Origin of the sequence: Nocardiopsis metallicus, from assembly GCF_014201115.1 — a bacterium.
In the GTDB taxonomy this organism is placed as follows: Bacteria; Actinomycetota; Actinomycetes; order Streptosporangiales; family Streptosporangiaceae; genus Nocardiopsis; species Nocardiopsis metallicus.
Window position 1 is genome coordinate 6,576,925 of record NZ_JACHDO010000001.1, and the last position, 12,974, is coordinate 6,589,898.

Genomic DNA, 12,974 nt, shown 5'->3' on the forward strand with positions numbered 1-12,974 from the left:
GCCCCGACGTGTGCGGGGTTGTGGTCGCGGCCTTCCCGACCCCGACCTCGCGCAGGGTGTGTTCTGACCTGGTGGCCTCCAGCACGGTCGGGGTGGTCAGGGCCCGCTGTGGCGGCCCAGGAGATGGTCCAGGGAGCGAGGTCCGGCCTGTTGCCACATCAGCTCCAGCTGGAGCCGGGCGGCCTGTGCCAACGGGTCGGGCAGCAGGGCGTGGTGGGCACCCTCGGGGTGCCCGGTCGAGGCGTGGCGCAGCACGTACACGAGCCGGTTGGGGTACAGGACCAGCTCGGGCCACTGGTCCACCTGCCAGGACCGCAGCAGGTCGGGGTTGAGCACCCGGATCTGGCCGCCCGCCTGGGCCTTTACTCGGTGGGCGCGGGCCAAAAACTCCAGGTAGGTAGTGGACAGGGCGTCCACGACCCAGATGCGGCGCCAGGGCAGGCCGCGGTTCTGTTCGGCACGGTGCTGGGCCTGCAGGGCGGGCAGCTCCTCCTTCAGCAGCTGTTGGGCCCGCGCCCGATCTCCTTCCTGCCAGGCCTGCCAGGCGGGGTCCTGGTCGTCCCCGGCGTGGGTGTGCAGGTCCAGCCGGTAGATGGGTCCGCTCAGATCGCAGCGTCGGCGGGTGTGGGCGGCGTGCTGGTGGTAGGCGGGGCGATCCAAGGCGGCGCCGTGGATGCGGGCGTGTTCGACCACCCCCTCCAGGGGTGTGAGGGGATGACCGTGCTCGCGCAGGTAGCCGATCAGGTGGGCGCGGTTGTAGCGGCGGTGCCCGCCCGAGGTGCGCTGGGTGCGTACCTGGTCGTCGTCGGCGAGCTGGCTGAGCGGCTGTGGGCCCAGTCCGGTGATGGCGCGGGCCTGGACGGGGGTGAGCCAGTCGCGGGGTTCGGTTTCCCACAGGGCGGCGGCCCTGCGCACCACCATCGCCCAGTCCTGTTCACGGTGGCGCCGGGTCGGCGGGTTCATGGAAGGGGCTCCGGTCAGGGGTTCGGGGACTTGGGCGGGCTCGTGTGCGCGGTTCATGCAAAAGCCTCGCTGTGCAGGTAGGCGGGTATGTCAGAGGTCGTGATCCATTTGCGATCGGTGGGGCTGGTGCCACCCCAGATGCCGTCGGCGATCTGGGCCTCAAGAGCCCACGCCAGACAGATGTCCCGCACCGGGCATGAGCGGCACACCTTGCGCGCCTGACGAGCGACCTCTCCCAGGCCCTGGGCGGGGAACCAGGCCTCGGGAGGCAGGTCGGGGTGTGAGCGGCAGTGCCCTTCCTGGTAGAGCTCGCGGGGCGCCGGTGGCGTATCGGCCCACGCACGCGCCAGTTCCCTGGCCAGGGCCATGTATCGGCTCTTGGCCGTGGTCCGAGTGCTGGTGGGCTCGGCGCTGTGTCGTGTCACTGGGGACCGGCCCCTTCGTGTGCTGCCAGCACGCGGGACAGGGGCTGGGCGGCAGCGAACAAGGCCTCGAAGTGGGCCCGGTAGGCGGGCACCATCTCCTGGGGGGCCACCAACCTGCCCGCGGGGGTTTCCACGTTCACCGATGCCTCGCCCTCGGCGTAGGTGAGGATCGCGAACGCCCCGGTCCAGGGGATGGGGCTGAATGTCGGCAGGACCCGAACCCGCAGGTGGAGAAGCTGAACGCACTCGCGCAAAAACGCGCGTTGTTCACCCACCTCCTGTGCCCCCAGCCAGGGGGTGTGCAGGGCCTGCTCGGTCAGCAGGTAGCGGTGAGGGTGTCCGTGATCGGTGCGCACATGGTGGCCGCGGCCCATCCTCAGCTGCACCGCCTCTTCCAGAGTGGCGGGGTTGGTGACTCCGCAGGCGGACAGAACGGCGCGCGCGTAGGCGGGGGTCTGTAGCGGGCCTGGGACGATGGCCGGGCTGAAGGCGTCGATGCTGGCCTGGCGCTCGTCGGCGCTGAGGCAGGTCTGACTGTCCAGTAGCTGCTGGGGCAACTCTGGCGTGGCCGCACTGCTCATAGGGGTGGTCGTCCTTTCGTGTGGTGTCTGGCTCAGGCCGCTCGGGTGGCGGAAGGCTTGCTGGTGGTGCTCGAGTGCAGGTACTGGGTGGCCGCGAGGGCTCGGGCCACCAGCTCTGGCCCGGGCAGGGAACGGATGCCGGGGTTGGTCACGGCCAACGCCCACGGGCCGCTGTAGTCCGCCTGGGCCAGCGCGGTGCCAAAGGAGGACCAGTCCAGGGCCCCGTCCCCGACCATGAGCCGGTGGGAGGGCCGCCACTGGGCCACAGGGAGCTTGCGGGAGCAGGGGGCGTCAGCCACCCGCACGTGGCGCACGGGGTGGCCCAGACCGGTGATGTGCTCCAGGTGGGCGCCGGTGGCGGCCCAGGAGACCGCATCCACGCACACCCCCACCCGGGTGGACTTGCGGCCGAGCCCGTCCAGGAGTTCGGCGACCTGGAGCAGGGTGCGGATCCCCGCCTCGGGGCCGCTGCCCTGGGCCGGGGTGTGTCCGCCGGGGGTGCCCAGCGCCTCCACGGCCAGGCGCACACCGTAGGTGGCGGCCGTGCCGACCAGGGCGCGCAACCGCTTCAGGATGGCCTGCTCAGCCTGCGGGTAGGGGGCGCCGATGGTGTGGTCCAACGTCAGCACCGCCACCGGGCACCCGAGTCGGTCCAAGGCCGCCAACCCTTCTCGCAGGCGGGGCAGGTCCAGGTCCTGGTGCAGGAGGGAGCCGGGCATCAGGCCGGTGGCGGCCACCGCCCGCACCCGGTGCCGGGCCAGCGCGCTGGCCACCGCTTGGGCCCCTTCGGCCAGCACCTGGGGCAGGTGCACTTCCAGCTGCCCCAGTCCGGGGGCTGCGGCCAGGGCGATCTGCTCGCTCAAGGGGCGGCAGGGCATGCTGGTCCAGCTCAGGCAGCCGAACCTGGAGGGGGCGGACATGGTCGATCTCCATCAGGGGTGAGGAAGCTGCGGGGGCGGGTACGGGCTCTGGCCGGGGGCGAAGCCGACAAGGGGGTTGCGGTGTTGGCCTGTGAAGGTCATGGGTCGACCTGTTGGCGTAGGTGGGCGGGGGCCAGGCGGGCCACCCGGGACGGGGTGACCTGGAAGCGGCCAGCGATGCCCACCAAGTCCTGCACACAGCTGGCCTGGGCGGCGTGGGTGGCCAGCGCCTGTTCACGAAGACGCGTGAGCGGAGGATGGCCGTTGCGGGTGAGCCGAGTCGAGATCGAGGGCGCGGCCACTGCGGTGGCCTGAGCCAGTTCGTCGTTGGTCGCCCCCCTGCCCACCGCGTCCACAATCTCTTCCACCCGGGCTTTGGGCGCTAGCTCGCCCACCACCTGGATGCGGCGGTCCGGTGAGGGCGGGGGGATCCGGGAGCCGCCGGTACTCAGCGGTACCTGCCAGCGCTGGCACTGCGCTGCGTGGTCGGGGTGCAGGGAGCCTGCACGATGAGCCTCACGCAGGATGGCCACATACCGGGCCAGCCGTTGCTCCTGAGCCGTGAAAAGGGGGTCGGGAAGGCGTTGCTGGGCAGCGAGAAACTCGCCCAGCTCGGTGATGCGGTTGCTGCGCTCAGCGTGAAGGGGATCCCAGATCATGCCCTGTTCGTCCAGCCACGCCAGTTGCCCGGTCGTGAAGAAGTTGCACTTGCGGAGTTGGCGGGCGTAGTTCAGCGTGGCGTTGAAAGGGTGATCAGAGCTGGGGAGTAGGTCATCCTGGTGGGCTCGCCACTGGGTCGTCTCGGCGACGAGCCGGTCCCAGAACCTGCCCCGGTAGCTGTCCAGCACGAAGCCCAGACCGGTGAGCGCCGCGATCTGGTCTTGACTCAAAAGGCCCCGCCGGTAGAGCCGACGCTGGTAGATGAGCCACCCCCGCATCGGGGAGCCGGTGATGGTGACGAAGGCGGTGTCCCCGCGCAGGGTGCCGTGGGCGCGCACCCACCTCTGGCACAGGGCGAAGTTTCTCCACCAGGAGGAGTTCAGATCGGGCAGGATGACGGTGCTGATCGCCTCGGCCAGCGCCGGAAGATCAACCTTCATCTGCGGGGAACCGGACGCTAGCTGACGCGGGCGCACCCACCGCTCCAACCCTTGTCCGGTGCGCAAGTGGGTGTGCACGGCGGCGTCGAAACGGGCGTCCACCAAACGCAGGGCGCGCAGTACCTGGGCGAGCGCGGCGTAGGAGTTCTCCTCCAACACCGCAGACGCATCATCTGAGGCGGTGGTGTACATCGGGGTGATCAGCTGGGCGACCTTGTCCGCTCGCCCGCCCTTGCGCAGGGCCCGGCCGATCTGCTGGAGCAGCCTTTCCAACGACGCGGTCGCGCTGAACAAACCCACCGCGTCCACCGCGGCCACGTCCACCCCCTCACCGAAACAGCCCACGACGGTGACCACGACGACCCTCTCGCCCGGCGCGGCGAGCAAGGATCGCGCTCGGGTACGGGCCGGGCCGCCAGAGGAGGCGTTGATGTGCAGGGCCACCAGCTCCCGGTCGGGCGCCTGTCCTCCCACGAGCGTGGCCATCTCATTCAGGGAGCCGGTGAACGCCTCGGCCCAGGCCAGGGTGGGGGCGAAGCAGATCAGGCTGCGCAGGTCGCCTGTGGTGATGGCGTCGAGCACACTGACCTGGGCGGCCACCAGATCCGCGGACAACCGCACGTGGCCGGCGCCCAGTTCCTCGCGGCCCTGGATGGCGGCCAGGATCCTGGCCTGTTCAACCACCGAGGCGATGACCTGGTAATCGGCCAGACGCCCCTCCTCGATGCCCTGGCCGAAGGTGCGCTCATCAGCGACCTGGCCGAAGGTGCTCGTGTCCTCCATGGAGTAATAGCGAGGCCCATCCGGGGCGGCCTCGATGAAGCGGGGGGTGGCGGTGCCGTACAGGCGCAGCGCGTCGATCTGGTGTACCCGGGTCCACACCGAGGTTTCGGGCCCCGCGGTGTGGTGGGCCTCGTCAGCGACCAACACCCCCAGATCCAGGCCGTTGGCGCACGCCTTGAGCAGCACCTCCAGGCTCTGGTAGGTGACCACCACCAGGGTGTGGCCCGGCTCTGAGCAGGCCTTGACCAGCAGGTCTGGGTCGGTGAACACCGACAGTTCCTGGTCGAAGGCGTCGGTGGGCCGGGCCCGATCTGCCTGGAGAATCTCCTGGTCAGAGCAGACAGCCACGACCCGGTCCAACTGGGCGCCCCACAACCCCTGCCAGGTACGGGCGATCTGTTCCACCAGCTCCAGGGTGGTGACCACCACCGCCGTCAAGGAAGCGTTCACCGCCAGGGCCGCGCCGGCGTAGGCCACGGTCTTGCCGTACCCGCAGGGCCACCGCAGCTGGGCGAGGCCATCGCGTTCCCACAGCCGCACGATCTGCGTGATGGCCGCGCGCTGTTCAGGGCGTAACTCCAGCCCACCCTGGACCGGTGCGGGTGGGGCAGGCAGGGGCGAGGGTTCAACGTGTGGTGCCGGTGACGCAGACACCTGGGCCGCCACCTGCACCGGCTCGGGCTCAGGCTCGGGTTCGGGTTCGGGCTCTGGCGGTGGTGAAGGAACCAAGGGTGTTTGCGCCGGGCGCTCCGTCAGGGCCGCGTCGGGGGAAGCGGGCGGGGCCGGAAGGGGCGCCATGGTCTGTTCGCACAGGTCCATGGCCGCGGTGTGCTCAGGGGTGGAGTCGGCCTCGATCCAGTCGATCTCCAGCTCTGCGACTGCTCGCGGATCAGCCCGCAGGCGGGCTTGGTGGGCGGCCCGCGCCATGGTCGCGGCCGCCTGCACTGCGTCGTAGTCGTCACACAGCACCCGCACCCGCCCGCCCAGAGGCGAAATGGAAGCGGCGTGTTCGATGCCAGCGCGAGCCACCTGGTCGGCTGGCGCTCCCACCTGCGGGTGGGTGCCGATGGCGTACCATCCCGCACCGCTCACCCAGGCCCAGTCCGCGCCTTCGGTGTCGCTGATGGCGTGGACCGCCAGCGTCCACGCCGGGCCGGGCAGCCGACCCGGGTCAGCGGGCAGGAGACCAAGATCCAGGGTGCGAAAGTGGCCCGTGGACAGATCGGAGACGGCCTGGGTGGCCAAAGAGCGCGCCTGCTCGATCAGGTCCGCGGTGACCACGGCCGAGCCGGGGGTGTCCAGACCGAGTTCGGGCGGGCCAACCAGGACCATGTGCTTGCCCATCCGTGTGGTGATCTGCTCGCCGATCACCGGCGCCAACTCGCCCACTCTGGCCGCGGTCGCGTCGGTGCTTCTCCACCGTGTGGTGGGGGTGTGCACGCTCCAGGTCCAGACCCCGGACACGTGAGGGGCCACGGCGATACCAACGGGCAGTGGGGGGCGAAAGCTCACAGCGGTGTGCACTCCTTGACCAGTCACAAGAGGAAAAAAGGGGGCGGGTCTGGCAGCCCGAGGGGCGCCCCCTGGGATGGGCTAGATGTGGCGACGGGTGGTCAACGCGGGGTCGATCAGTTCGGGGGCCAGCTCCCACACCAGGGCCCGGTGGTCGCTGGGGATGTCCACGTGGCGCAGGTTGCTCACCGCGGGCGCTACCGACTGGGTGACCAGCACCCGGTCGACGGCGAACCCGCCGTTGTGGCCGGTGGGCGCCAAGAGCCGGGCCTGCCCTCCGGGGTCATCGGTCTGCTCGGCCAGCAGATGGGCCACGTTGTGCCACCGGCAGCGCTCGAACAGCTCGGCCACGTCCCGATTCACCGTTTCCGCGCCAGCCCGTCCCTTGAACCGGTAGGCGAGGTTGGCCGCGGGCAGGGACTCCGGCGCGGGTTCGGGAGGGGCGCCGGGGTGGAACAGGTCGGGCTGGTTGACGTCACCGAACACCAGGGAAGCCTCGGCGCGTACCGCGCCGGGGGGCTGGCGCCGGTCGGCCACGCGCCGCGCCCTGTCGTTGACCAGGCTGGCCTGGTGCAGGGCCCGCGGGGCGCTCTGGTGGGACAGGTGGACGACGATCACCGACAGGAAGAAGGGCCCTCCGACGTCGAACAGGGCGGTGCCGCCGAACCCCGCGTTGGCCTCAAAGACGGGCTCCCACTCGACCAGTTCCATCACCTGGGGGTCATACAGCAGCCCGGTGGAGCGGTCGGGGGCAAAGGAGTCTCGAACCGCGCTCAGGCCGACCCGCTCGGAGACCTCGTCCAGGAGGCGGTGATCGTGTTTGGCCCACTCGTTGGCCTCCTGCACCCCGAGCAGGTGCGGGGACTGGGCGGCGATGGCCTCACACAGAGCCGGAATCCGGTTCTGGCGGGTGCCTTCGGGAGTCAAGACTCCTGAGCGCCAGACGTTGGCGGACATACAGCGAAAGATGGTGTCCATGGTGCGGCTTCCTGTGGTGGTGGGTTGCTGGCCCTGACCGGGCCGGGCTTGACCGGTCGGTGTTCGACCGGCCGCTGAGCGGGAGAAGGGCGCGTCTGCGCGGGTGGTTTACGAAGGGGAGCTCACCTCCAGCCCTTGCTTGTTTCGCGGGAACGCCGGATCGACAGCAAGCTCACGAGCCCGGAGACCACGACGATGACTGTGGCCGCCAGGGGATGCTCCAGCCAGAAGCAGATCCACAGCGATGCGATCAGGAGCGCCCAGATCCACGAGACGGGCCCTGGCCGGTAGGGGCCGCGTGCTTGGGCTCGGCGCACACTCTCCGATGCTGCGAGAACCCACACCTGCCAGGGCACCAGAGCGGTGGTGGCACCCAAGGCCACTAGGAATGCCACCCAGCTCAGCCCTGGATGGGCGCCCCAGCCGAGCAGGAGATCCAGCGCGTAGAGGTAGACCCCCAGCTGCACCATCCAGTACGGGAGCTCGCAGGTGAGCGTGAGGGGGAATCGGCCCCTGCTCTGCCAGAGCTGGGCGGAGGTGGACATCGGCCTCACCCGCCCAGTTCGTCGAGCTGGGCTTGGAGGGCGTCCGCACGTGGGTCGCCCGCGCTGCGCAGCACGTTGTAGGCGCGCACCAGATGGGTGCGCTCATGCTCGGGGTTCGCCGCGTGCAGGTGGGCACGGACCAGGTCCACATCAGCGACCGCGACCGGGTCCAGAACGGGCAGCAGGTCGGCCCGTTGCAGCAGGTGCGCGGCTCTGATCGGATCCTCGCGCTGCAGGTGGGCGGCGGCCATAAAGACCAGGGTCGGCAGGCGCAGCCCCGGCGCGGTGGAGGGGGCCTCACTGACCTGTTCCAGGCAGGTCAGCGCTTCGCTGGGACGGCCCTGGCCCAGTTCGGCTTGGCCCAGCCCCGCCCAGGCCCTCAACTCCAGGTCCAGGTCCTGCTCGGTCTGGGCCAGCTCCAGGGCGTCGAGGAATTTCAGGCGCGCCCGCCCGCACCGGTCAGCGGATACCTCCAGGTGTGCGTACTCGATCAGAGTGTGGGCGTAGCCCGCCATGCGCCCGGTGCGGTCCCACAGCTCCAGGGCGTGCGCGTAGTCCCTGGCCGCGCCCTCCCGGTCCCCCATGTCCCGGGCCAGGGTGGCCTGGCTGGTGAGAGTCATGGCCTGGCCGACAGTGTCGGCCGCGGTGCGTGCGGCGGCCCGCGCCCAGCCCACGGTCTCCTGCCAGAGGGTGAAGGAGCGGCGCAGCCGCAGGTAGGGCTGCATCGCCTCGTGCAACTGCCAGCACAGGCGGGGGTGACCGACCTCCGCGGCCAGGCGCACCGCCAGGCGCAGCGCGCCGAGCTCAGCGGCAAACCACGAGCGCGCGCGGTCCGCGGTGAAGAGGCGGGCCGAGGTCGGGGTGGTGTGCCAGTGGTGCGGGTCCAGGACAGCAGAGGCGGCTGAGGCGGTGTGCAGGTACCACCTCAACAAGCGGTGCAGAGCCGGGGCCGTCTCGGCTGGGGCCGGGTCGGCTTCACGGCTCACCTCCAGCGCATGGGTACGGGCCCGGGGGTCTTGGCGGTAGCGCTCCTCAGCGAGGGTGAGCAGCCGCTGGGCCACCAGTTCATCCAGCAGCGGTTGGGTTTGGGCGAGGGGCAGATCCACCAGAGCGGCGGCGGCCTCGACCGTGAAGGATTCACCCGGGACGAGCACCAGGAGCTGGTGCAGGGTGCGGGCCTTGGGGGTCAGCGCGGCGTAGGCGCGGGTCAGGGCCACAGGTGACCCCCTGGGATGGGGGCGAGTTCATCGCGGGCAGCCATCATCTGCCTGGCGTAGGCGGGAGCTACGGAGGCCGAATAGACTCTGGCCTGCTCGAAGTGGTCCCGTACCCGGGCCGACTCGCCCAGTTTGTGAGCCACCCACGCCAGGGACTCGTGCACGCTGGCGCACACCAGCGGAGCGACCTGGGGCGAGAGCGCATCCAGGGCGGCCTGCCCGTGCTCGCGGGCGGCCTTGTACTGCTCCAGCTCCATGAGCACCTCGCACAACGCCTGGTGCACACGCGCCTGCCATACCGGTTCTTCTGGGGCCAGCATCTCCAGAGTCGAGTTCAGCAACGCCCGGGCGTCCTTGAACCGCTCGTCGTTGTACAGAGCGCCCGCCTGGTGGTAGCTGACCAGGGCGGCATCGCGCTGGTGGTCGTAGGTGGCGTGGACGCTCTTGGCCAGATCGGTGTAGCGGGCCGCCGAGAGCACATCGTCGGCTTGGTCGTGGGCCTGGGCTAGCAGCAGGTACAGGTGGACCAGACCACGCTCGTGGTAGGGGCGCCTGCGGCGGGGTTCGGCGCTGGCCCACAAAGCCAGCGCGTAGTGGGCGCAGGCCAGCGCCTGCTCGGCGTCGTCGCGGCGCAGGTGGTGAGCGGCCATCGCCTGGTGCATCACCGCCTGGGCACCCTCATCACCTGAGCTCTCGGCGGAGGCCACACCAAGCTCCAGGATCATGCGCAGGGCGGCGGGCCGATGCGCGACGCCCTCATTGGAGCTGATCGCTTCCGCGATGAGGATGACCTGCTGGTGGTGGCTGGTGTGGTGGGCCAGCTCGACCACTGCCAGCAGGTTGTTCAGCTCATCGTCCAGCCATGCCTGGGTCTCCTCCAGGGTGGCGACCCTGGCCCGGGTGCGGCGGATCTGTTCGACCGCGGGCGGGTGCCAGCGCCACCGGCCCGGATCCAGGACCAGATCCGCAGCGATGGCCTGATCGGTGTAGTAGGCCACCACCCGGCTGCGGGCACGGCGACACCCGGGCAGCAGCACCGTAGCGCCGGTGCGCTCCAAGGCGGCCCGCACCTCGATGGCCATGGTGTGGTGCCCGTCGGCGTGGCGGGTGAGCACGCCCAGGTGCACCAGCCGCTCCAGCCGCTGGTGAGCCTCTCCCAGCGGTAGGTCCCACAGGGCCGCCGCCAACCCGGTAGACCATCGGGGGCCGGGGTGGACGGTGAGCAGAACCGCGGCGTCGCGGTCCTGGGTGATCAGGTGTCGGACCAGGCGGGCCGCCTGCTCAGAGCTGGGCGGGGGTGGCGGATGCGTCATGTCGGGTCGGTTCCTCGGTACGAAGGTCACCGGGTCAGGGCCTAGGGCCCTACCAGGTAGGCGGATGGTGGCGTTGATGGAAGGACTCCTCGGTGCGGCAGGGGCCGTCTCCCACCAGCACTGAGGGTGCCTGGCCGCACCAGTGCGGCCAGGGACCGAAAGCGGCATGACCCACCGCAACGGCCAAGGGCGACCCGCAGCGTCCTCAAGGGCTTCACGCGCTCCTCCTTTCCTGAGGAGCCAGGGCGTGCTGGCGGCAGGACGCGCCCTCACCGAGCGGCTGGTCCTGTACGGCCGCCGAAGTGATATAGAGCGTGTTCGGGTGGGCAGGGTGGACCTGCCAGGTGGGCAGGTCGTGGTTCAGCACACCGGTAGGGGTCGTGACCTGGGCCCGCACCTGCCCGTCCTCGTTAAGCAGGCGCAGGTGGAACTCGTGGGCCGCGCAAGCGGTCAGCAGCGTGGCCAGGGTGCGCACCCGCGCGATCATCAGCAGCGCCACCTCCGTCCGCACACCCCACCGGGCCAGAAGGGCGCGCGTGGTCGCGGCCACCTCATCGGGCGAGTCGAGAGTGGGGGCCAGGACGTGGTGCTCAAAAACGTGGTGGGACATGGGCCTTTTCAGCTGGCAGTGGTGTGGACGTCAGGTGCCTGTGCGCCTAGGAGCTGGGCGCGGGCGTGGTCGATCAGGTTTGTGGTGGCCGTAGCATCAGCGGCGTGTTCCCACAGGTGAGTCAGGGTGGTTCGGAAGGAGTCCAGTGAGGGTGTGTCAGAGGGGTCCGGGACGCTGATCTTCTGGGTGTGGGGCTTATACAGCGCGGTGCCCAGCTCGGGGATGAAGCACAGCTCGAAGCCGTTGATGGGCGGGATATGGCCGCTGTCCCACGCCAGCACCCGCAGCCGACCGCGCACCGCCATCTGACGCAGGCCCTTGAGCTGGTCAGCCATCACCTGGGCGCCGCCGACACCCCTGCGGATGACGGCCTCATCCAGGACGTAGCGCTGGTCGATGCCGCGGCGCCGCACCCGGCGCTGGGCGGCCATGAGCACGGCAACGGCCATGTCCACGGGCTCTTCATCGCCGCGGGAGGCTTCGATGACGCGTGCGTAGGCGGCGGTTTGCGCCAACTCGGGCACCAGCGTGTCGGACCAGCCGTAGACGTGGCGCGCGTCAGCGCGCAGCCCCAGCGCTGTTTGCCGGTCATCGGGCACGCGCAGGCCCTGTGCAGTCCACCACTCGGGGACATGGCCCTCCCGCCACAGACGGGCCAAGTCCTCACGCACGTGCGGCGGCGTGTCGTAGAAGGTACACAGCTCGTGCAGCAGGGCCAGCGACCGTGGCCCCTGCGGGCGTTCGGCGCGCACCATTTTCCAGAGCGAGACCCCGATTCCACGGGCGGCCTGGTTCTGGGTCAGGTTGGCGTGAGTACGTAGCTCCACCAGGCGGCGGCTGAGCACATGACGTTGCACGGTGGAAGAGGTGGCGGAGTCCCCCTGGTTCTGTCCGGTGCTGGGGGGCCGGCCATGGACGGGGCGGCCAGGCGGGCGCATGGGTGTGCGTGCCTCGCGCAGCTTGCGCAGCACCCAGGTGTTGGAGCGTTTGGTAGCCCCAGCGAGCTGACGCAAGGTGGCGCCGTGCTCGTAGACGGTGCCCAGTTCCTTAGGGGTGCTGTGCTGGTGCAACCCGGCCAAGGCCTGGTCCAAGTCGGCCTGTGCGCTCACGGGGATCCTCCGATTCGCGCCAGGGCCCCCAGCAGGTCGGTGCCCGGGGTCGGGCACATGGGCCGGGGCCAGGACGAGAGCGGGGTCGGCCCCTGGTGGGGCTCCAAAGCGGCCGCTTCCAGTAGGGCCCGTATCTCCTCGGCCGAGCGGGCGCGCACACGCTGGCGAGTGGCGCCGGTGAGCGCGCCCGGGGCGGGCCCGAGCCCGGACAGGTGCGAGACCGCCACGAACCCGGTGGCGAAAAGGTCGGTGAGGGTGTAGAGGACGTGGAGGGCCTGGGCGTCGTCCATGCATGCGAGCACCTCGCCGAGCAGCACCAGGGTGGGACGGTGGGGGTCGATACCGCAGGTGGCCAGCTGGTGGCGCAGGTGTTCGGGGTCGGTGATGTCAGCCATCACCGCCCCATCTGTGCTCCGGGCCAGGTTCTGGCGGGCCCGGACCACGTCCGGGTCCACGTCCACGTAAGCGCAGCGGCGCACCCCGGCAGCGGCGGCGTATTCGTGGGTGTCCACCGCAGCGGGGCCGCTGGAGGGAGTGCGGCGGGGCATGCCGCACCCCAGGTCCACCACCTGCTCCATATCCCAGGGCCTGAGCTGGTGCAGGAGGCTCCCGGTCCAGTCCCGTCCGGCCTGGGTCAGCTCCCACATCCGCGGTGCCACCTGGTGCAGGCGGCGCGCATGTGCACGCGCTTCAGGGCTGGCGTTGGCGCCCAGCAGCGCTGATTGCAGGTCGGCGATGGTGCAGGTGGGCAGATCGGTGCTGGTGGTCATGGGATCACCCACCCGGTGCGGTAGGAGGGCAGCCCCCACCGGGTGGCGGGGTCCCTCAGGCGCGCACCACACGAGGTGAGGGGGCCGCGCGGCAACCGGGCAAGGGGTTGGCCGGTCGCCGCGCGACGTTTGAGGTCCGGCCCGGTGG

General features: G+C 70.5%; 12 protein-coding genes. All 12 read right to left on the reverse strand.

All coding sequences use genetic code 11. The annotated features are described in order from the left end of the window. Positions 1 to 96: 96 nt before the first annotated feature. The gene (locus HNR07_RS28975; protein WP_184368703.1) at positions 97 to 1,020 is read right to left on the reverse strand and encodes a DUF6879 family protein; all 924 of its coding nucleotides are present in this window, start codon (positions 1,018 to 1,020) and stop codon (positions 97 to 99) included. Further along, on the reverse strand, positions 1,017 to 1,388 hold the full coding sequence (locus HNR07_RS28980; RefSeq protein ID WP_312894008.1) for a WhiB family transcriptional regulator: 372 nt from the start codon (positions 1,386 to 1,388) through the stop codon (positions 1,017 to 1,019). Before HNR07_RS28980 ends, HNR07_RS28975 begins: the two co-directional genes overlap by 4 nt. Then, positions 1,385 to 1,969: a DUF5753 domain-containing protein gene (locus tag HNR07_RS28985; protein WP_184368706.1), complete on the reverse strand. Its 585-nt coding sequence runs from the start codon at positions 1,967 to 1,969 to the stop codon at positions 1,385 to 1,387. The genes HNR07_RS28980 and HNR07_RS28985 overlap by 4 nt, the downstream gene beginning before the upstream one ends. A gap of 32 nt (positions 1,970 to 2,001) precedes the next feature. Further along, the gene (locus HNR07_RS28990) at positions 2,002 to 2,889 is read right to left on the reverse strand and encodes a sugar phosphate isomerase/epimerase family protein (RefSeq protein ID WP_184368709.1); all 888 of its coding nucleotides are present in this window, start codon (positions 2,887 to 2,889) and stop codon (positions 2,002 to 2,004) included. 98 nt (positions 2,890 to 2,987) lie between these two features. After that, positions 2,988 to 6,284 (reverse strand): DEAD/DEAH box helicase, encoded by a 3,297-nt coding sequence (locus HNR07_RS28995; protein ID WP_184368713.1) that lies wholly within the window; start codon positions 6,282 to 6,284, stop codon positions 2,988 to 2,990. An 81-nt stretch (positions 6,285 to 6,365) separates the two neighbouring features. Then, on the reverse strand, positions 6,366 to 7,262 hold the full coding sequence (locus HNR07_RS29000) for a hypothetical protein (RefSeq protein ID WP_184368716.1): 897 nt from the start codon (positions 7,260 to 7,262) through the stop codon (positions 6,366 to 6,368). A gap of 122 nt (positions 7,263 to 7,384) precedes the next feature. After that, positions 7,385 to 7,807, reverse strand: coding sequence for a hypothetical protein (locus tag HNR07_RS29005; protein WP_184368719.1), 423 nt, complete (start codon positions 7,805 to 7,807; stop codon positions 7,385 to 7,387). A 5-nt stretch (positions 7,808 to 7,812) separates the two neighbouring features. Then, entirely contained in the window at positions 7,813 to 9,024 is a 1,212-nt protein-coding gene (locus HNR07_RS29010; RefSeq protein WP_184368722.1) for a hypothetical protein, read from the reverse strand. Further along, a complete protein-coding gene (locus tag HNR07_RS29015; RefSeq protein WP_184368725.1) occupies positions 9,015 to 10,337 on the reverse strand; it encodes a hypothetical protein in 1,323 nt (440 codons plus the stop codon). The genes HNR07_RS29010 and HNR07_RS29015 overlap by 10 nt, the downstream gene beginning before the upstream one ends. A 214-nt stretch (positions 10,338 to 10,551) precedes the next feature. Beyond that, complete coding sequence (locus HNR07_RS29020; protein ID WP_184368728.1) at positions 10,552 to 10,947, reverse strand: hypothetical protein; 396 nt, start codon at positions 10,945 to 10,947, stop codon at positions 10,552 to 10,554. Between the two features lie 8 nt (positions 10,948 to 10,955). Next, a complete protein-coding gene (locus HNR07_RS29025; RefSeq protein ID WP_184368731.1) occupies positions 10,956 to 12,056 on the reverse strand; it encodes a Scr1 family TA system antitoxin-like transcriptional regulator in 1,101 nt (366 codons plus the stop codon). After that, positions 12,053 to 12,826, reverse strand: a complete 774-nt coding sequence (locus HNR07_RS29030) for an SAM-dependent methyltransferase (protein ID WP_184368734.1) — start codon at positions 12,824 to 12,826, stop codon at positions 12,053 to 12,055. The genes HNR07_RS29025 and HNR07_RS29030 overlap by 4 nt, the downstream gene beginning before the upstream one ends. Positions 12,827 to 12,974: the final 148 nt, after the last annotated feature.